Here is an 18,706-nt window from a genome sequence, read left to right as displayed (position 1 = left end):
CCTTCGGCGGGCGCGGCGCGGCGAGCCCGGCCGATGGGCCCGAGTGTTGCAAAATCACGGCATCTGCGCCATCTGGGCGTGATCCGGGGGCGCCCGCGAGCGTGGCGGGCGGCCGCATCCCGGGCCCCGCGACGCGCCCGCCGCGCGCCCGGAGCCTTCAGGAAGGACGTGGACCGTGCCGATGGAACAGCAAGAAACGGCCTGCTGCCTGTCCGTCGCACCGATGATGGACTGGACCGACCGGCACTGCCGGGTCTTCCACCGGCAGCTGTCGCGAAGGACGCTTCTTTATACCGAGATGGTGACCGCGCCAGCGCTGGTGCGGGGCGGCGCGCTGCATCTTCTGGACCACAGCCCCGAGGAGCATCCCGTCGCGCTTCAGCTCGGCGGCTCCGATCCGGAGGAGCTCGCCCAAGCGGCGCGGCTCGGCGCGGAGGCGGGCTACGACGAGATCAACCTCAATGTGGGCTGCCCGTCGGACCGCGTGCAATCCGGCACCTTCGGCGCGGTGCTCATGCGCGACCCCGCGCGCGTGGCCGACTGCGTGGCGGCGATGCGCGCCGCCGTCGCGGTGCCGGTGACCGTCAAGTGCCGCATCGGCGTGGACGAGCAGGACCCGGAGCGCGTGCTTCCCGATTTCCTGGCGCGTATGGCCGAGGCCGGCGCGGCGCAGGTCACGGTGCACGCCCGCAAGGCCTGGCTCGAGGGACTGAGCCCGAAGGAGAACCGCGACGTGCCGCCGCTCGATTACGGTCTCGTGCGGCGCATGCGCGACGCCTTCCCGGCACTTTCGATCGCGCTCAACGGCGGCGTGCAATCGCTCGACGAGGTCGAGGCGCATCTCGAAGACGGTTTCGCGGGCGTGATGGTGGGGCGCGCCGCCTATCACCGGCCCTGGGACATCCTGGGCGAGGCCGACCGGCGGCTCTGGGGCGAGGCGCGCCAGACCACGCCCGAGGCCGCGGCGCGGGCCATGCTGCCCTACATCGAGGCGCATCTCTCGGCCGGCGGGCGACTCAACCAGGTCACGCGGCACATGCTGGGGCTCTTCGCCGGCAGGCCGGGCGCGCGGCACTGGCGGCAGATGCTCTCCGAGGGCGCGTCCGGCCCGGATGCGGGCCCAGAGCTGGTGGAACGGGCGCTGGCACAGGTCCCGCCCCTCGCCGCCGATTTCACGGAGGCGCGGCGCAGCGCCTGAGCGCGCCCCGTCGCCCGGGGGCACCGGATGCACGGATTTCCCGTTGTGGCCGCCCGGAAAACACTGTCTACCTGACGCCCGCCGAAACCGCCGGACCGCGCGAGGAGCCCCATGCCCGACCCGATGTTGCTTGCCCAGATGATCGCGCTGCTTCTGGTGATCGGCGCGGTGGCGGGCGTTCTTGCCGGGCTTCTGGGCGTGGGCGGCGGCATCGTTCTGGTGCCCGCTTTCTTCTACGCTTTCCAGACGCTGGGATATGGCGGGCCGCAGCTCATGCAGATGTGCCTTGCCACCTCGCTGGCCACCATCGTCGTGACCTCGGCGCGCTCGGTGTTGAGCCACAACCGCAAGGGTGCGGTGGAGTGGGAGATCCTGAAGACCTGGGCGCCGGGCATCGCGGTGGGCGCGGTGCTCGGCGTGATGCTGGCCGCGGTGCTGCGCTCCACGGTGCTCCAGGGGGTCTTCGGCGGGCTCGGCCTCGTGATCGGGCTCTATCTCGGGCTCGGCCGGGCGGAGTGGCGGCTCGGCCCCGAGATGCCGCGCGGCTGGCGGCGGGCCGCGCTTTCGCCGCTCGTGGGCTTCCTTTCGGTTCTGATGGGCATCGGCGGCGGCAGTTTCGGCGTGCCGCTGATGAGCCTTTACGGCGTGCCGATCCACCGGGCGGTGGCGACGGCCGCGGGCTTCGGAATTCTGATCGCCGTGCCCGGCGTGGCGGGGTTCCTGCTCTTCGAGATCGCGCCGGAGAACCGCCCGCCCTTCACCGTGGGCGCGGTGAACCTGCCTGCCTTCGCGGTGGTGATCGCGATGACGCTTCTCACGGCGCCGCTCGGCGTCAGGCTCGCGCACGCCATGAACCCGAGGCCGCTCAAGCGTGTCTTCGCGGTGTTCCTGCTCCTGGTGGCGGGCAACATGCTGCGGAAATCGCTGGGGTGGTAGACGGGCTTGCCGCGCGCGGCTGGGCGCGGCTCGGCCCCGATCCGGCGCTGGCGGGCTGGGCCGCCGCCGCGCTGCCGGCCGCCCGTGCCGCGGTCGCGGACCCGGCGCTGCGGGCGGCCTGGCTCGACTGCGAGGGAACGTGGTTCGTGGGCGTGGACGCGCTGCCCACCGATGCCGAGGGGCGGCTGCCTGGCGGCCCGCCCTTGCCCCGCGCCGCGCGGGCGCCCCTCGAGGCCGTTCTCGGCCCGCTGCCGCCCTTGCACCGGGCGCAGCTTTCGGTGGTCTGGCCGGGCTATCCGCGCCCGCGCCGCGGCGAAAGCTCGGCCGCCTTCGGCTATCGCGCGCGGCGCGACGCGGCCCATGTGGACGGGCTGCTGCCCGAGGGACCCGAGCGGCGGCGCCACCTGCGCGAGCTGCACGCCTTCATCCTGGGCCTGCCGCTCACCGAGGCGGGGAGGGGGGCGAGCCCGCTCGTCGTCTGGCAGGGCAGCCACGAAATCATGCGCGCCGCCTTGGCCGCGGCGCTTCGGGGTCGCGCGCCGGAGCGGTGGGGCGAGGCCGACCTGACCGATACCTACCAGGCCGCGCGCCGCCGTGTCTTCGAAACATGCCGGCGGGTGGAGGTGACGGCGCGGCCGGGGGAGGCGATCGTGGTGCATCGCCTTGCGCTCCACGGTGTGGCGCCCTGGGCGGAGGGCGCCGAGGCCCCGCCGGAGGGGCGGATGATCGCTTATTTCAGGCCCCAGTTCGCCGATCCCGCGCGCTGGCTGGAGGCGCCCTGAGGCCCGCGCGGAAGCGCGGCTCAGCCGCCGCGCCGCAGGGGGGGTCGTGGGTCGCGATGGCGTCGCGCTGACCGGCGTTCCGGCCGGTTCTGTGGTCCCCTAAGGGAAACGATGGTTCGGATCGCGGTGGATCGTTGATCGGAGCGGGACGGTGGCGGGGCGACACATCGCGTCCCGAGAGGACCTCGCGGGTCGCGGCGCGAAGGGGAAATCCGGTGACGAACACCGATTGCACGGCAGCGCCCGGGACGGGACTGCCCGCGGTGCCCGTTGCGCCGCGATCCCGCCGCGGGCCCCCGGCTGCCATGGCCTTGCGGGCCGGGTCAGCCCCGCGCGCGGCGCGTGGCGCGCCCGCCGCGCCGCTTTTTCAGAAGCGCGCCACGCGACGGCAATTCCGCCATTACGGCACGGCGCGCCTCTGGCGTCATGCGCGACCAGGCGGTGATCTCGTCGATGCTGCGGTGGCAGCCGGCGCAGATCCGCGCCTCGGGGTGGATCACGCACAGCTTCACGCAGGGCGATTCGATCTCGTCGCGTTTCCAGACCTCGTCGGTCATTCCGCCTGCTCTCCCGCCAGCCTCAGGTGCCGGATCCGGTCCAGCGCTCCTTGAAGGATATAGGACGCGGCGACGTGGTCGATCACCTCGGCGCGACGTTTTCGTGTCGCATCCGCGTCAAGAAGCGCGCGTTCGGCCGCCACGGTGGAGAGCCGCTCGTCCCAGAAGACGATGGGACTGTCGCGCAGACGCGCGAGATTGCGCGCGAAGGCGCGGGTGGACTGGGCGCGCGGCCCCTCGCTGCCGTCCATGTTGCGCGGCAGGCCGAGCACGATGCCGCCGATCTCGCGCTCGTCGAGGATCGAGAAAAGCGTGACGGCGTCGACGGTGAACTTGGTCCGCCGGATGGTGCGCAGGGGGGTCGCGACGGCCAGGCCACGATCCGACACTGCCACGCCCAGCGTCTTCTCGCCGAGGTCGAGCCCCGCCACCGCCCGGCCCGGGGGCAGGGCGGCGGCGAAATCGGCGATGCCGTCGTGGATCATCCCTCGAGGCCGGCCTGCCGCGCGGCGTCGCGCAGGCGTCCCAGCGCAGCCTCGTCGCCCGCGAAGGTGGAGAGCGCCTCGTCGAAGATCGCCTGCGCGCGCTCGCTCTCTCCCAGTACGCCCAAGGCGCCGATGAGCCGCGCCCATTCCTCGGCGGTCCCGCCCTGCGTGGCGAGCCGTTCCGAAAGCCCCTCCACCATGCCGCGCACCATCGCCATGCGGTCCTCGGGGCTCATGTCCTCCGCCGCCGCCATGTCCTCGGCCGACGGACCGGCAAGCCCGGCCACGGGCGCCTCGGCGCGCGTCGGCGGCGTGTAGTCGGTCTGCCCGGCCAGGCGCGCCAGCCGGCCGATCCCCGCCTCGACCGGGGCGATCCAGGGCGCGTCGGGCGGGCTTTGACGCAGAAGCCTGTCCCAGGCGCGGAACGCCCGGTCGGGCCGCCCGGTCTGGTCGAACATGACGCCGGTGTAGTAGAGCGCCACGCCGTTGTTCGGATCGCGGTTGAGCGCGGCGGCCAGCGCGGTCTCGGCCTCGGGCGAGACGTAGCCCCCGGCCGCCATCACCAGCATCTCCGCGTAATCGGCGTAATCCTGCGCGGTGGCCTGCTCGCCCCGCAGTGCGAGCACGCGCTGCTGCGCCGTGTAGGCGGCCTCGAAGTTCCCGAGCGCGGCTTCGTTGCGGGCGAGAAGCGCGTGGCCTTGAAGATCCGTGGGCCGATCCTCCAGCGCCGCGCGTAGCCGGGTCATCAGTTCGGCGTAATCCTCGGGCACGTCGGCCGCGGGCGCGGCGGGCACGCCGGCCTCGGCGGTTTCCTGGCTCGGGCGGTTCTGCCGCGCTTCCTCGGCCCGCGCGATGCGTTCGGCGAGCGCCATGTCGGGATAACCCGGCGTGCCGATCGCGGAATAAAGAGCGAGCGCCCCGCCGACCACCCCGAAGGCGAGCAGCACGACGATCGCGATGCCGGCCCAGGCGGGCTGGCGCGTGTCGCCCCGGCGCGCGGCCTTGGCGGCGGTGTCGGCGGCCAGGATGCGCCGCGACACCTCGGTGCGCAGCCGCTCGGCGTCGGCTTCGTCGATGACGCCGCGCGCGAGATCGCGCTCCACCTCGTTCAGCTGGTCGCGATAGACCTTCAGGTCGTAGTCGGCGGCCTCCGCCTCCTGCGCGCGCGCCCTGAGCGCCACGAGCCCCAGAAGCAGCCCCACGACACATGCGAGCCCGACCACGCCGATCCAGAAAACCATGGTTCCTCCAAAAGATTTGTCCCTGATTTATGCGGTCGGACACCGCGACGGAAGGGCAAACCGCCCGCGCGGAGCGTCATGTCGCAACCGGCGCCCATTGTGACGCATGGAAGCAGGGTTTATCCCGCGCCAAGGTCCAGTTATCGCCCACGCCGCATCACGGATTCGAGGCCCATGAAACGCGATTCCGCCTTCGCCGTCGCCCGGGAAGCCTTTCGCAACCACACCGGCTGGGAACGCGCCTGGGCCAATCCCGCGCCGAAGAAGCGTTACGACGTGATCATCGTGGGCGCGGGCGGCCATGGCCTCGCCACCGCCTACTACCTCGGCAAGAACCACGGCATCCGCAACGTCGCGGTGCTGGAGAAGGGCTGGCTCGGCGGCGGCAACACCGGGCGCAACACGACCATCATCCGCTCGAACTATCTTCAGGATCCCTCGGCGGCGATCTACGAGAAGGCGCGCAGCCTCTACGAGACGCTGAGCCAGGAGCTGAACTACAACATCATGTTCAGCCCGCGCGGCGTGATGATGCTGGCGCAGACCGAGCACGAGGTGCGCGGCTACCGGCGCACCGCGCAGGCCAACGCGCTGCAGGGCGTGGACACCGAGTTCGTGGACCGCAAGCGCGTGAAGGAACTCTGCCCGATCATCAACATCGACGGGCCGCGCTATCCCGTTCTGGGCGCGCTCTGGCAGGCGCGGGCGGGCACGGCGCGCCACGACGCGGTGGCCTGGGGCTATGCGCGGGCCTGCTCGGACATGGGGATGGACATCATCCAGAAATGCGAGGTCACGGCCGTCCGCCGCGAGGGCGGCCGCGTCGTCGGCGTGGACACCACCCGCGGGCCGATCGACTGCGAGAAGCTCGGGATCGTCGTCGCCGGGCATTCGGGCCAGCTTGCCGAGATGGCGGGGTTCCGCCTGCCGATCGAGTCGGTGGCGCTTCAGGCGCTCGTTTCCGAGCCGATCAAGCCCTGCATGGACGTGGTGGTGATGGCCAACACGGTGCACGGCTACATGAGCCAGTCCGACAAGGGCGAGATGGTGATCGGCGGCGGTGCGGACGGCTACAACAACTACACCCAGCGCGGCAGCTTCCACCATGTGGAGGAGACGGTGCGCGCGCTGGTCGAAACCTTCCCCGTGATCTCCCGGCTCAAGATGCTCCGCTGGTGGGGCGGGATCGTGGACATGACCGGCGACCGTTCGCCCATCCTGTCGAAGACGCCGGTGGAGGGTGTCTTCATCAACTGCGGCTGGGGCACGGGCGGGTTCAAGGCGATCCCCGGCTCGGGCTGGGCCACCGCCGAGATGATCGCCCGCGGAGAGCCCGGCCCGCTCGCCGCCGAGTTCTCGCTGGACCGCTTCCGCGAGGGCCGCTTCATCGACGAGAGCGTCGCGGCGGGGGTGGCGCATTGATGGTGCAGGAAGCGCGCAAAATTCTTGGAATAATTTTGCCAAGGATCTTCGAAGATCCTTGGCGCCCGATTGCAGGAGCCACGCGATGCTGATGCTCGAATGCCCCTACTGCGGCGTGAAGGCCGAGGAGACCGAGCTTGCCCCCGGCGGCGAGGCGCATCTGACGCGCGTCGGCCCCGAAGGGTCGGACGACGCGTTCCACGACTACCTGTTTTCCAAGGAGAACCCCAAGGGCGTGCATTTCGAGCGCTGGCGCCACGCCCATGGCTGCGGCAAGTGGTTCCACGCCGCGCGCTGCACCGCGACGCTCGAGGTCTTCGGCACCTACCCGGCCCAGACCACCGAGCCGCCGAAGCACATCCGCGACGCCATCTCCGCCAAACGCCCCGGCTGGACATGGAGGGCTTTCTCTTGACCCGCCGTTCCGACACCGCCGCGCGGCCCGTTACGTCTTTCAGGGGGCTCACCGCATGAGCACGCGTCTCGCCACCGGCGGGCGGCTTCTCGACCGTTCGCGCCGCATCCCGTTCAGCTTCAACGGCAAGCGGTTCTCCGGCCATCCCGGCGACACGCTGGCCTCGGCGCTTCTGGCCAACGGCCAGATGCTGATGGGGCGCAGCTTCAAGTATCACCGCCCGCGCGGTCCCGTGGCGAGCGGCGCGGAAGAGCCCAACGCGCTCGTCAATCTGGGCGAGGGCGCGCGGCACGAACCCAACCAGCGCGCGACCACGACCGAGCTTTTCGAGGGGCTCGCCGCCACCTCCCAGAACCACTGGCCGAGCCTCGAATTCGACGTGGGCGCGATCAACACCGCGCTCGCACGTTTCCTGCCGGCGGGCTTCTACTACAAGACTTTCATCCACCCGCGCCCCTTCTGGAAACATGTCTACGAGCCCTTCATCCGCCAGTCGGCGGGGCTCGGCAAGGCGCCGGCGGAGGCCGATCCGGACGAGTACGAGCATTTCTACGCCTTCGTGGACGTGCTGGTGGTGGGCGGCGGCGTCGCGGGCCTCGCCGCGGCGAAGGCGGCGGCGCTCTCGGGCGCGAAGGTGATGCTGATCGAGCAGACGGCCCATTGGGGCGGGCGCGCGCCGGTGGACGGCGGCGAGATCGACGGCGTTCCCGCGGCGGAGTGGGTGGCGCGCACCGTTTCCGAGCTGGAAACGATGGAGAACGTGACGCTGCGCACCCGAACGATGGGCGCGGGGATCTACGATCACGGCTATGTCCTCGCCTATGAGCGCGTGGCCGATCACAAGCCCGGCGGCGAGGCGCCGCGCCACCGTCTGTGGCGCATCCGCACCGCGCAGACCGTGACCGCTACCGGCGCGATCGAGCGGCCTCTGTCCTTCGCCGGCAACGACGTTCCGGGCGTGATGCTGGCCTCGGCGGTGCGCGACTACGTCGTCAACTGGGCTGTGTCGCCCGGCGACCGGACCGTCATCGTGACCAACAACGACGACGCCTACCGCACCGCGCTGGCGCTGAAGGAGGCCGGCCTCGTGGTCGCCGCCGTGATCGACGCCCGCGCCGAGGGCGGCGGCCGGCTGATGGACGCCGCGCGCGACGCCGGCATCCGCGTCGAGACGGGCCGCGGCATCGCCAAGGTGAAGGGCGGCAAGCGGGTCGAGGGGGTGCTGACCTGCCCGCAGGCGGGCGAGGGCACCGCCACCGAAGAGATCAAGTGCGACGCGGTGGCCATGTCGGGCGGCTGGTCGCCGGTCGTGCACCTGTGGTCCCATTGCGGTGGAAAGCTTCTCTGGGACACCGCGGAGGCGGCCTTCCGCCCGGATCCGGACCGCGCGCCCACCGGGGCCGACGGGAAGCCGATGGTCGTCACCGCCGGCGCGGCGAGCGGGGCGATGGGGCTGGGCGACGTGCTCGCGGATGCCCACGCCGCTGGCCTCGCCGCCGCCGGGGCGGCAGGCCGCGCGCCCGCCGATGCCGAGGCGCCCGCGGGCGAGGCGCGCGACGAGGCACCGCTCGCGCCGGTGTGGATGATGCCGCAAGGCGCGGGGCCCGCGCTGCGCGCCAAGGCGTGGCTGGACTACCAGAACGACGTGAAGGTGTCGGACGTCCAACTCGCCGCGCGCGAGGGGTTCGAGAGCGTGGAGCACGCCAAGCGCTACACCACGCTCGGCATGGCGACCGATCAGGGAAAACTGTCGAACATCAACGGCCTTGCCGTGCTCGCGGGCGAGCTTGGCGCCGACATTCCCGCGGTCGGCACCACCACCTTCCGCCCGCCCTACACGCCCATCTCGATGGGCGCGATCGCCGGGCCGGCGCGGGGCGCGACCTTCCAGCCGATCCGCCGCACGACGATGCATGACTGGCACGAGGCCCATGGCGCGGACTGGGAGCCGGTGGGCCAGTGGCGGCGTCCCTACACCTACCGGCGGGACGGCGAGAGCCGCGAGGCGGCGGTGAACCGGGAGGTGAAGAACACCCGGGACGCCCTTGGCATGCTTGACGCGTCCACGCTCGGCAAGATCCTCGTCAAGGGGCCGGACGCGCCGCGCTTCATGGACATGCTCTACACCAACATGATGAGCACCCTGAAGCCCGGGCGCTGCCGCTACGGCCTGATGTGCAGCGAGAACGGCTTCCTGATGGATGACGGGGTGGTGGCGCGGCTCGATCACGACACCTTCCTGTGTCACACCACCACGGGCGGGGCGGATCACGTCCACGCCCACATGGAGGAATGGCTTCAGACCGAGTGGTGGGACTGGAAGGTCTGGACGCTCAACGTCACCGAGCAATGGGCGCAGATCGCGGTGGTCGGGCCCAACGCGCGCAAGGTGCTGGAAAAGCTGGGCGGCATGGACGTCTCGAAGGAGGCGCTCTCCTTCATGGGCTGGGCGGAGGGCACGCTGGGCGGGTTCCCCGTGCGCGTCTTCCGCATCTCCTTCTCGGGCGAGCTCTCCTACGAGATCGCGGTGCCGGCGGGCCACGGCCTCGCGCTCTGGGAGGCCATCCACGAGGCCGGCCAGGAGTTCGGCGTGATGCCTTATGGCACCGAATGCCTGCACGTCCTGCGCGCCGAGAAGGGCTTCATCATGATCGGCGACGAGACCGACGGCACGGTGATCCCGCAGGATCTGGGTCTCGACTGGGCGATCTCGAAGAAGAAGGACGACTACATCGGCAAGCGGGCGCAGATGCGCAGCCACATGGCCGATCCCGAGCGCTGGAAGCTCGTGGGCCTCGAGACCGTGGACGGCTCGGTGCTGCCCGAGGCCGCCTATGCCACCGCGCCCGGCACGAACGGCAACGGCCAGCGCAACACGCAGGGCCGCGTGACCTCCACCTATCACTCGGCCAATCTGGGGCGCGGGATCGCCATGGGGCTGGTGCACCGCGGGCCCGAGCGCATGGGCGAGGTGCTGGAGTTCCCGAAGGTGGACGACACCGTGGTGAAGGCGAAGATCGTGGAACCGGTGTTCTACGACAAGGAAGGGACGAAGCAGGATGTCTGAGCCGGCAGGCCCGCTCGCGGGTGAAAGCTATGAGGGCTACGTCACCGTCCGGGCGCTTCCGCCGCAGGGCATGATCTCCGTCCGGGCCGATCTCTCGGCCGAGGGGGAGGGCGCGGCCATGGCGCTTCTGGATGCGCTCGGCGCCGAGATGCCGGACCGCCGCGGCATCGCGGAAGGGCGGGACGGCGCGGTCCTCGCCTGGATGTCGCCGGACGAGGCGATGGTGTTGTGCAGCTTTGACGGCGCGCGCCAGCTTGCCGCCGGACTCGATGAGGCGCTCTCGGATCAGCATGTGCTGGTGGCCGACGTCTCCGACGCCCGCGCCGTGATCGAACTCGAGGGCGGGGCGGTGCGCGAGGTGATCGCCAAGCTCGCGCCCGTGGACATGGACGCCTTCGCCCCCGGAGAGATCCGCCGCACGCGGCTCGCGCAGGTGCCCGCGGCCTTCTGGATGCCCGAGGAGGGACGCCTGCGGCTGGTCTGCTTCCGGTCGGTCGCGCGGTATGTCTTCGACCTGCTGGCCACGGCGGCCCGCCCGGGCCGCGAGGTTGCGAAGGGCTGATCGCGTCGCGGACGGGGCTTGACCTTGCGCGCCGGCAAGCCACACATACGCGGGAGACGTTATCGCAAACACCAAAAAAGGGGGCCCAAATGGCTTTCGAACTTCCCGATCTTCCCTATGCCCATGACGCGCTGGCCGATCTGGGCATGTCGCGCGAAACGCTCGAGTATCACCACGACATCCACCACAAGGCCTATGTCGACAACGGCAACAAGCTCGTCTCCGGCACCGAGTGGGACGGCAAGAGCGTCGAGGACATCGTGAAGGGCACCTACGACGCCGGCGCGGTGGCGCAGTCCGGCATCTTCAACAACGCCTCCCAGCACTGGAACCACACGCAGTTCTGGCAGATGATGGCGCCCGGCGCGGACAAGAAGATGCCCGGCGAGCTTGAAAAGGCCATCACCGAATCCTTCGGCTCGGTCGACAAGTTCAAGGAAGAGTTCTCCGCCAAGGGCGCGGGTCAGTTCGGCTCGGGCTGGGCGTGGCTGGTGAAGGACACCGACGGCAGCCTCAAGGTCACGAACACCGAGAACGGCGTGAACCCGCTCTGCTTCGGGCAGACGGCGCTTCTGGGCTGCGACGTGTGGGAGCATTCCTACTACATCGATTTCCGCAACAAGCGGCCCGCCTACCTCACGAACTTCCTCGACAAGCTCGTGAACTGGGAAAACGTCGCCTCGCGTCTCTGACGGCCGCCACGGTCGAGACACGCACGCCCCGCGCGCCGGCCCGGCCGCGGGGCGTGCCGCGTTCAGGGGCTTGCAAACCCGCGCGGAAAGGCATTCATGTGGGCGCCGTGAACGCGCGACCGCATTGCAGGAGAGACGAGATGACCGAGCTGACCAACGGGACCTGGGTGCTGATAGCCGACGGCGAAAAGGCGCTTTACCTTCGCAACATCACCGACGCCGAGAACCCCAACCTCGAGGTCGTGCGCAAGGAAGAGCAGGAAAACCCCTCCACGCGCGAGCAGGGCACCGACCGGCCCGGCCGTATGCCCGACGACAGCCAGAGCCACCGTTCCGCGATGGACGAGGCGGACTGGCACCGGCTTGCCAAGGAACGCTTCGCCCACGATCTCGCCGATCATCTCTACGAACTCGCCTACAAGAACGTGTTCGAGCGCATCGTCATCGTGGCCCCGCCGCGCGTGCTGGGCGAGCTGCGCGATCATCTGCACCAGGAGGTGACCCGCCGCGTCGTGGCCGAAATACCCAAGGATCTGACCCAGCATCCCGTTGGCGATATCGAGCAGAACCTGAAAAAGACGCTGGCCGGGGAAGAGTAGACCGCGACGGGTGCGCATGCCGGAGCGCGGGGTGAGCGAGGCCGCAAGGGGCGTGGCCGCGATGGTGGCGGCCTGCACGATCTGGGGCCTCTCGCCCATCTACTATCGCCTGCTCGACCACATTCCGCCGCTGGAGGTGCTCGCGCACCGCACGATCTGGTCGCTGGTCTTCTTCGCCGGCGTGCTGGCGCTGCAAGGGCGGCTGGGTGCCCTCGGCCGGGCGCTCGGCTCCCTCGGCGCGGTCTGGGTGACGGCGCTTGCGGCGCTCTTCATCTCGTCGAACTGGTTTCTCTTCATCTACTCGGTGCAGATCGGGCGCACGACGCAGACGAGCCTGGGCTACTACATGTTCCCGCTGGTGGCGGTGCTGATCGGCCGGGTGGTCTTCAAGGAGCGGTTGGGCCACGCGCAGTGGCTCGCCGTCGCGCTCGCGGCGGCGGCGGTGGTCGTGCTGACCTTCGGGACGGGGACCGCCCCCTGGATCGCGCTGACGCTGGCGGCGACCTTCGGGCTTTACGGGCTGATGAAGAAACGCCAGCCGGCGGGGCCGGTCGTTTCGGTCACGGCGGAGGTGCTGCTGCTCTCGCCCATCGCGGCGGCGGTGATCTGGGCGGCCCATGCGGGCACGGGCGGCGCCTTCGGGGCGGGCGGGCAGGACACGGCGCTTCTTATGCTGTCGGGGCCGATCACGGCGACGCCGCTCATCCTGTTCTCCTACGCGGCGCGGCGCGCCGCGCTCGCGACCGTGGGGCTCGTGCAGTATCTCAACCCGACGCTGCAATTCTTCTGCGCCGTGGCGATCTTCGGAGAGCCGTTCGGCCTGTGGCAGGGCGTGGCCTTCCCGATGATCTGGACGGCGCTCGCGATCTATTCCTGGGCGGCGCTTCGCGTCTCGAGGGCCTCGCCGAGGCCGGCCACCAGCGCGGAGGTGCCTTCCGCCGTTCTCACCAGCCCGCGCAGCGAGGGATCGGCGAAGCCCTGATCGATCACGTGGTCGATGAGCGCGAGGAGCGGCTGCCAGTAGCCCGCGACGTCCAGCAGGAAGATCGGTTTCGCGTGAAGCCCGAGCTGCGCCCAGGTGGGCACCTCGAAGAACTCGTCGAGCGAGCCCGCGCCGCCGGGCAGCACGACCACCGCGTCCGAGTTCATGAACATGACCTTCTTCCGCTCGTGCATGTTCTCGGTCACGACGTGATTGGGCGCGGGACCCGACAGTGCCTCGCGCGCCACGAGGTGCTGTGGAATGACCCCGAGGGTCAGCCCGCCCGCCGCCTTCGCCGCAAGCGCCACGGCCCCCATCAGCCCGACATCGCCGGCCCCGTAGACGAGCCGCCAGCCCCGGGTGGCGAGCGCGTGGCCAAGTGCCGTCGCCTCCTCGGCATAGCGGGGATCGGCACCGTTGCGCGATCCGCAATAGACGCAAACGGAGGTGAGCGGCATGGCAGGCCCTTCGTCTCGGTGCTTTTGACCCGTGATACCGGCGTTGCTAAGGTGCTGCAATCGCGCGCGCCGAAGCGCCGGGCGGAAGGGGGAAAATGAACGCGAAGCCGGGCCGCTCATGGGTTGGCGCCGTGACCGCGGCGGCGATCGCCGCCGTGGCGCTCGCCATGGCCGGCCTTTACGGCGCGGGCCTTTTCACCGCCCGCCCCGAGCCCGTTCCGACGGAGGCGGCAGAGCGCCCGCGCGACGAGGTCGCACCGTCCCCGGAGACGGCGGATGCAACGCCGCCAGAGCCGACGCAGGGCGGCGCGGCGCAAGACGCCCCCGCGCCGCGTGAGGAGGTGGCGGAGGCTGCCGGGGCGAGCGCCCCGCCCGATACCGCGGCCGGCGGATCGGCGGCAGGGACGGACGACGCGTCGGGGGCCGAGCCGGACCATTCCGCAACGGTTGGCCCCGCGCCGCCCGCCTTCGACCTCGTGCGGGTGGAGCCCGACGGCGAGGCGCAGATCGCCGGGCGGGCCGCACCGGGGTCCGAGGTCACGATCCTCGTCGACGAAAGGCCGCTGGCGCGGGCCACAACCGACGCGGCGGGACGCTTCTTCACCTTCCTGTCGCTCGGGACCAGCGCGGCGCCCCGGCTTCTGAGCCTCAGCGAGGCGCTGGACGGGGAGGAGCGCCTCTCCGACGACGCCGTGATCCTTGCCCCCACCGCCGCGCCGGTCCGCGACATGGCGGCGGCGCAGGCCGGTGACGAGACGTCGGAGAACATGGAGCGCGCGGCGAAGCCCCCACCGGATGCGGGCGCGCCCGGTGCCGAGGTGACGCCCTCGGCCGAGTCAGGGGCAGAGACCGCGATGATCGCGCCCGCCCCCGAGGTTGACGGGCCGGCCCCGCGGCGCGCCGCGCCCGACGATCCCGACACAGGCGACCCGGCGCTCATGAGCGCGCAGCCGGAACCGGAAACCGATCCCGGCGCGCCGCTCCTGCCCGGGGCGGAGACACGCGCCGCCGCGCCGCCGCCCGACCTGCCGGCGGACGCCGCTGCGCCGGCCTCTCCGGCCGCGCCCGCCGCGCCGCTTGTGACGGAGGCGCCCGCCCTCGCTGGCCCGGCCCCGGAAATCGCGGCGGCGCCCGCGGTGATCGTCGCCGGCCCCGACGGGGTGCGCGTGGTCCAGAGTGGCACGACGGGCCCGGACAGCCCGGTCGGGGTCGCGCTCGACGCGATCAGCTATGACGGGACGGGCGCGGTGCGGCTTTCGGGGCGCGCCCGGCCGGGCGGTTTCGTGCGCGTCTACGTCGAAAACCGCCCCGTCGCGATGGTGGAGGTGGACCCGGACGGCGCCTGGGCGAGCGGCCTTCCGGGCGTCGGGGCCGGCGTCTACACGCTGCGCCTCGACGCGCTCGATGCCGAAGGGGCGGTCGCCTCGCGGATCGAACTGCCGTTCAAGCGCGAATCCGCCGCGGCGCTCGCCGCGGCGCAGGCGGCGGCCGAGATGGCGGACCCGGGCGCGGGGCCGGTGCGCGCCGTCACGGTTCAGCCCGGCAACACGCTCTGGGGCATTTCGCGCCGGAACTACGGGGAGGGGATCCTCTACGTCCGGATCTACGAGGCCAACCGCGACCAGATCCGCGACCCGGATCTGATCTATCCCGGGCAGGTGTTCAGCATCCCGCGCTAGGGGCTGGCCAAGCGCCGCCACCCGGCCTAGCTAGGGCGAAGCGTCAAGGAGCCCCGCCATGCCCCCCGAGACACCCCCTGCCGACGAAGCGCTTCAAGAGCGCCGGTCAGGCTGGCGCACGGTTCGGAAAGTGGCACCCTATCTCTGGCCCGAGGACCAGAGCTGGGTGAAGCGTCGCGTCGTGATCGCGGTTCTGGCCCTCGTCGCGGCGAAGCTCATCGCGGTGGGCACGCCCATGATCTTCAGCGCGGCGGTGGACACGCTGTCGGAGGAGGGCGCACCGGACCTTCTGCTGGGCGCGGTGGGGCTGACGGTGGCCTACGGTCTGGCGCGCCTGATGTCGAACGGGTTCCAGCAGCTGCGCGACGGGGTCTTCGCCAAGGTGGGGCAGCGCGCGCTGCGACAGCTCGCGCTCGAGACCTTCACGCATATCCATCGCCTGTCGCTGCGCTACCATCTCACGCGCAAGACGGGCGGGCTATCGCGGATCATCGAGCGCGGCGTGAAGGGCGTCGATTTCCTGTTGCGCTTCATGCTGTTTTCGATCGCGCCGCTCCTGCTGGAGTTGCTGCTGATCGGGATCGTGCTGCTGTTTCTCTTCGACATCTGGTATCTCGTCGTGGTGGCGGGCACGATCGCGCTCTATGTCTGGTTCACCTTCGCGGTGACGGAATGGCGCGTGCGGTTGCGGCGCGAAATGAACGCGCAGGACACCGACGCCAACCAGAAGGCGATCGATTCGCTTCTGAATTTCGAGACGGTGAAGTATTTCGGCGCCGAGGCGCGGGAGGCCGCGCGCTACGACCGCGCCATGGCGGGCTACGAGGTCGCGGCGATCAAGACCGCCACCTCGCTCGCCCTGCTGAATTTCGGGCAGACCTTCCTGATCACCGGCGGGCTGGTGATCGTGATGGTCATGGCCGCGATCGGCGTGGAACGCGGGGCGCTCAGCGTGGGCGACTTCGTCATGGTCAACGCCTACATGATCCAGATCACCATGCCGCTGGGCTTTCTCGGGACCGTCTACCGCGAAATCCGCCAGAGCCTCGTGGACATGGGCGAGATGTTCGACCTGCTGGAGCAGCCGCGGGACGTGGCGGACAAGCCGGGCGCGCCCGCGCTCTCGGTGCGGGGCGGCGCGGTGGCGTTCGACGGCGTGGATTTCGGCTACGACGCGGCGCGGCCGATCCTGCGCGACGTCACGCTTCGGGTGGGCCCGGGCGAGAAGGTGGCGCTGGTCGGGCCCTCGGGGTCCGGCAAGTCCACGATCGGGCGCTTGCTCTTCCGGTTCTACGACGTGACAGGGGGCGCGGTGCGGATCGACGGGCAGGACGTGCGCGACGTCACGCAGGACAGCCTGCATGCGGCGCTCGGCGTGGTGCCGCAGGACACCGTGCTTTTCAACGACACGATCCGGTACAACATCGCCTATGGCCGCGACGGCGCCTCGCAGGAAGAGATCGAGGCGGCGGCCCGCGCCGCGCAGATCCACGAGGTCATCGTCGCGCTGCCCGACGGCTACGAGACGCAGGTGGGCGAGCGCGGCCTGAAGCTTTCGGGCGGCGAGAAGCAGCGCGTGGGCATCGCGCGCACGCTTCTGAAGGACCCGCCGATCCTGCTGCTGGACGAGGCGACCTCGGCGCTCGACACCGAGACGGAGGCGGAAATCCAGGACGCGCTCCGCCGTGCGGGCGAGGGCCGCACGGTCATCACCATCGCGCATCGCCTGTCCACCATCGCGGATGCCGACCGGATCGTGGTTCTGGAGGCGGGGCGCATCGTGGAGGAGGGCACGCATGACGCCTTGCTGTCGCGGCGCGGGCGATATTCGCAGCTCTGGGCCCGTCAGCAGTCAGAGCGCGACGCGGCGGCGTGACCGCATCTCTCCCCGCGTCACGTTCAGGTGACGGCAGGGTGCATGCGCCGGGCGCTGTGATAGTCTCGCAGGTCACGACACGCTTGACGAAGAAACGGAGGATGACCGCATCATGACGAGAGCGAGCGAAGCGCCGCCGGACGCACCGCAGAAACCGGGCTACGCCGTCGAGGTCACCGGCGAGGGGATCGACGAACGCCTGGCCGAGGTCTACCCGAATGGCTTGCCCAACATCTACCGCATGTTGTCGCGCAACCCTCAGGTGATGGGCGGGCTCTTGTCGATGAAAGCGCATCTCGCCGCCGGCCGGCTGAGCGAGATCGAACGCAGCCTCGTGGCGCTCGAGGTCGCCCATCACTCCGGCTGCAAGTACTGCGAAGCGGCGCTTTGCCACTCCGCTACCGAGGAGCTTGGCGTGCCCGAGACCATGCTTGCGCATGCCGGCACCGCGGAACTGCCCGCGGATCCGGGCCTTGCGGCGATCGTCCGCGCCGCCCGCGCGCTGCTGGAAAAGCGCGGCCAGCTCGGCCGGGCCGAGATGGCGGAGTTCGCGCGGAAGGGTGTCGACTTCGACAAGATCCTCGAGATCATCGGGGTGATCTCGGAGTACACGCTCGCCACATATTCGGCGAACCTCGATCGCACCCGGATCGACCCGGAATACCGGCAGAGCTGATCAGGCCGGGGCGGGCAGCGTCACACGGAAGCAGGTGCCCTCGGGCCCCGTCTTCTCGAGTTCGAGCGCCCCGCCATGCCCGCGGCAAAGCTCGGCCGCGATGGAGAGGCCAAGGCCCGTGCCCATGACGCCCGCAAGGCCATGCTTTTCGGTTTGCAGGCGCGCCCCGATGCCGTCCGGCAGGCCCGGCCCGTCATCGCGCACCCAGATTGTCGCGCCGGTGCTGTCGTGCCGGCCCCAGATGCGCAGCTCCCGCGCGCCGGCGTCGAAGGCATTGCGCGCGAGGTTCAGCAGGATCCGGTAGGTCTGGTCGAAATCGGCGTCGAGGATCACGGCGTCGCCGCTTGCATCGACCAGACGGCGCGCCGTGCTTCCCGGGTCGAGCACGGTGACCTCCAGCTCCTCCAGCACGTCGGCCAGCAGGAACCGTTCCCTTTCCGGCGCGCTGGCCGGCCCGGTGCGGCTGGCTTGCGCGGTCTCGGCGCAAAGCCGCGTCGCGCGTTCGAGCGAGCGGGTCATGCTTTCGGCGGCCAGCCGCACCTTGTCGTCCTCGTGCGCCGCCAGCCGGTCGCATACCAGCTGCGCGGTGCTGAGCGCGTTCTTGAGGTCGTGGGCAAGCTGGCGCACGGCACCGCCCAGCCGCGCCAGTTGGTGGTCGCGCTGGTCGCGTATGACGATCAGCACGCGCGGCCCGGCGGCGCGTCGCACCACGTCGGCACGGATCAGCGCCGGAACGGTGCGTCCGTCGCGCAGGCGGCAGGACAGGTCGTCGGCCGTTTTCCGCCCTTCGCGGAGGATGTCGCGGAAGAACGCGTCGATCCGCGACAGTTCGTGCGGATGGATGTCGGCCGGGCTCATCTCGCGGAGTTCGGCCTCGTCATAGCCCAGAAAACGCAGCGCGGCGGGGTTGGCCGCGACGAAGCGGTCGCGCGCGGGGTCGATCAGGACGGCCGGGTCGAGCAGGGTCGCGAAGAGTACGTCGAAAGCCTCGTCGACGGGGTCGACCGTCAGATTCGCGTCCTCGACCATCGCTGCGTCCTCGCGCCTCGCAGAGAGGATGGAGGATGCAGCGCGCAGGT

The 18,706-nt window shown here is 70.7% G+C and carries 18 protein-coding genes; 13 read left to right on the top strand and 5 right to left on the bottom strand.

All coding sequences use genetic code 11. The annotated features are described in order from the left end of the window. The first annotated feature begins 181 nt into the window (after nt 1–181). From dusA to AB6A65_RS00120, 3 genes are all read left to right on the top strand, one after another. Nucleotides 182–1,198, top strand: coding sequence for a tRNA dihydrouridine(20/20a) synthase DusA (gene dusA / locus AB6A65_RS00130; protein ID WP_371036323.1), 1,017 nt, complete (start codon nt 182–184; stop codon nt 1,196–1,198). Nucleotides 1,199–1,309: 111 nt separating this feature from the next. Then, nucleotides 1,310–2,134, top strand: coding sequence for a sulfite exporter TauE/SafE family protein (locus AB6A65_RS00125; protein ID WP_371036322.1), 825 nt, complete (start codon nt 1,310–1,312; stop codon nt 2,132–2,134). Beyond that, nucleotides 2,128–2,916 carry a hypothetical protein gene (locus AB6A65_RS00120; protein WP_371036321.1) on the top strand — a complete coding sequence of 263 codons (789 nt, stop codon included), beginning with the start codon at nt 2,128–2,130 and terminating at the stop codon, nt 2,914–2,916. The genes AB6A65_RS00125 and AB6A65_RS00120 overlap by 7 nt, the downstream gene beginning before the upstream one ends. Before the next feature lie 323 nt (nt 2,917–3,239). Here AB6A65_RS00120 and AB6A65_RS00115 read toward each other — a convergent pair whose 3' ends face one another. From AB6A65_RS00115 to ccmI, 3 genes are read right to left on the bottom strand one after another with little or no spacing between them, the layout of a single operon-like run. After that, on the bottom strand, nt 3,240–3,473 hold the full coding sequence (locus tag AB6A65_RS00115) for a DUF1289 domain-containing protein (RefSeq protein WP_371036320.1): 234 nt from the start codon (nt 3,471–3,473) through the stop codon (nt 3,240–3,242). Continuing rightward, nucleotides 3,470–3,958, bottom strand: coding sequence for a Holliday junction resolvase RuvX (gene ruvX, locus AB6A65_RS00110; RefSeq protein ID WP_371036319.1), 489 nt, complete (start codon nt 3,956–3,958; stop codon nt 3,470–3,472). Before ruvX ends, AB6A65_RS00115 begins: the two co-directional genes overlap by 4 nt. Beyond that, nucleotides 3,955–5,199, bottom strand: a complete 1,245-nt coding sequence (gene ccmI, locus AB6A65_RS00105) for a c-type cytochrome biogenesis protein CcmI (RefSeq protein ID WP_371036318.1) — start codon at nt 5,197–5,199, stop codon at nt 3,955–3,957. Before ccmI ends, ruvX begins: the two co-directional genes overlap by 4 nt. Nucleotides 5,200–5,373: 174 nt before the next feature. Here ccmI and AB6A65_RS00100 point away from each other — a divergent pair, with 174 nt between their 5' ends. The 7 genes from AB6A65_RS00100 to rarD all read left to right on the top strand — a co-directional run bounded on the left by AB6A65_RS00100 (nt 5,374) and on the right by rarD (nt 12,938). Beyond that, on the top strand, nt 5,374–6,621 hold the full coding sequence (locus AB6A65_RS00100; RefSeq protein WP_371036317.1) for a sarcosine oxidase subunit beta family protein: 1,248 nt from the start codon (nt 5,374–5,376) through the stop codon (nt 6,619–6,621). 85 nt (nt 6,622–6,706) lie between these two features. Continuing rightward, on the top strand, nt 6,707–7,036 hold the full coding sequence (locus tag AB6A65_RS00095) for a sarcosine oxidase subunit delta (RefSeq protein WP_371036316.1): 330 nt from the start codon (nt 6,707–6,709) through the stop codon (nt 7,034–7,036). 55 nt (nt 7,037–7,091) lie between these two features. Continuing rightward, nucleotides 7,092–10,103 (top strand): sarcosine oxidase subunit alpha family protein, encoded by a 3,012-nt coding sequence (locus AB6A65_RS00090; protein ID WP_371036315.1) that lies wholly within the window; start codon nt 7,092–7,094, stop codon nt 10,101–10,103. After that, a complete protein-coding gene (locus AB6A65_RS00085; RefSeq protein WP_371036314.1) occupies nt 10,096–10,665 on the top strand; it encodes a sarcosine oxidase subunit gamma in 570 nt (189 codons plus the stop codon). Before AB6A65_RS00090 ends, AB6A65_RS00085 begins: the two co-directional genes overlap by 8 nt. Nucleotides 10,666–10,754: 89 nt before the next feature. Next, on the top strand, nt 10,755–11,357 hold the full coding sequence (locus AB6A65_RS00080; protein WP_371036313.1) for a superoxide dismutase: 603 nt from the start codon (nt 10,755–10,757) through the stop codon (nt 11,355–11,357). Between the two features lie 140 nt (nt 11,358–11,497). Next, nucleotides 11,498–11,956 (top strand): host attachment family protein, encoded by a 459-nt coding sequence (locus AB6A65_RS00075; protein WP_371036312.1) that lies wholly within the window; start codon nt 11,498–11,500, stop codon nt 11,954–11,956. Between the two features lie 31 nt (nt 11,957–11,987). Next, nucleotides 11,988–12,938, top strand: a complete 951-nt coding sequence (gene rarD, locus AB6A65_RS00070) for an EamA family transporter RarD (RefSeq protein ID WP_371036311.1) — start codon at nt 11,988–11,990, stop codon at nt 12,936–12,938. Here rarD and AB6A65_RS00065 read toward each other — a convergent pair. After that, complete coding sequence (locus AB6A65_RS00065; RefSeq protein WP_371036310.1) at nt 12,824–13,396, bottom strand: TIGR00730 family Rossman fold protein; 573 nt, start codon at nt 13,394–13,396, stop codon at nt 12,824–12,826. The genes rarD and AB6A65_RS00065 overlap by 115 nt on opposite strands. Before the next feature lie 95 nt (nt 13,397–13,491). Here AB6A65_RS00065 and AB6A65_RS00060 point away from each other — a divergent pair, with 95 nt between their 5' ends. From AB6A65_RS00060 to AB6A65_RS00050, 3 genes are all read left to right on the top strand, one after another. Further along, complete coding sequence (locus AB6A65_RS00060; RefSeq protein ID WP_371036309.1) at nt 13,492–15,075, top strand: LysM peptidoglycan-binding domain-containing protein; 1,584 nt, start codon at nt 13,492–13,494, stop codon at nt 15,073–15,075. Nucleotides 15,076–15,133: 58 nt separating this feature from the next. Further along, on the top strand, nt 15,134–16,951 hold the full coding sequence (locus tag AB6A65_RS00055; protein WP_371036308.1) for an ABC transporter ATP-binding protein/permease: 1,818 nt from the start codon (nt 15,134–15,136) through the stop codon (nt 16,949–16,951). A 112-nt stretch (nt 16,952–17,063) separates the two neighbouring features. Next, nucleotides 17,064–17,627 carry a carboxymuconolactone decarboxylase family protein gene (locus tag AB6A65_RS00050; RefSeq protein ID WP_371036307.1) on the top strand — a complete coding sequence of 188 codons (564 nt, stop codon included), beginning with the start codon at nt 17,064–17,066 and terminating at the stop codon, nt 17,625–17,627. Here AB6A65_RS00050 and AB6A65_RS00045 read toward each other — a convergent pair whose 3' ends face one another. Continuing rightward, entirely contained in the window at nt 17,628–18,656 is a 1,029-nt protein-coding gene (locus tag AB6A65_RS00045; protein WP_371036306.1) for an ATP-binding protein, read from the bottom strand. It lies immediately after the preceding gene. Nucleotides 18,657–18,706 lie beyond the last annotated feature (50 nt).

The sequence above is a fragment of the Rhodosalinus sp. FB01 genome (assembly GCF_041365715.1).
Classification (GTDB): Bacteria; Pseudomonadota; Alphaproteobacteria; order Rhodobacterales; family Rhodobacteraceae; genus Rhodosalinus.
Note: the sequence above shows the minus strand (reverse complement) of the source record. Positions and strands in the feature narration are given on the sequence as shown.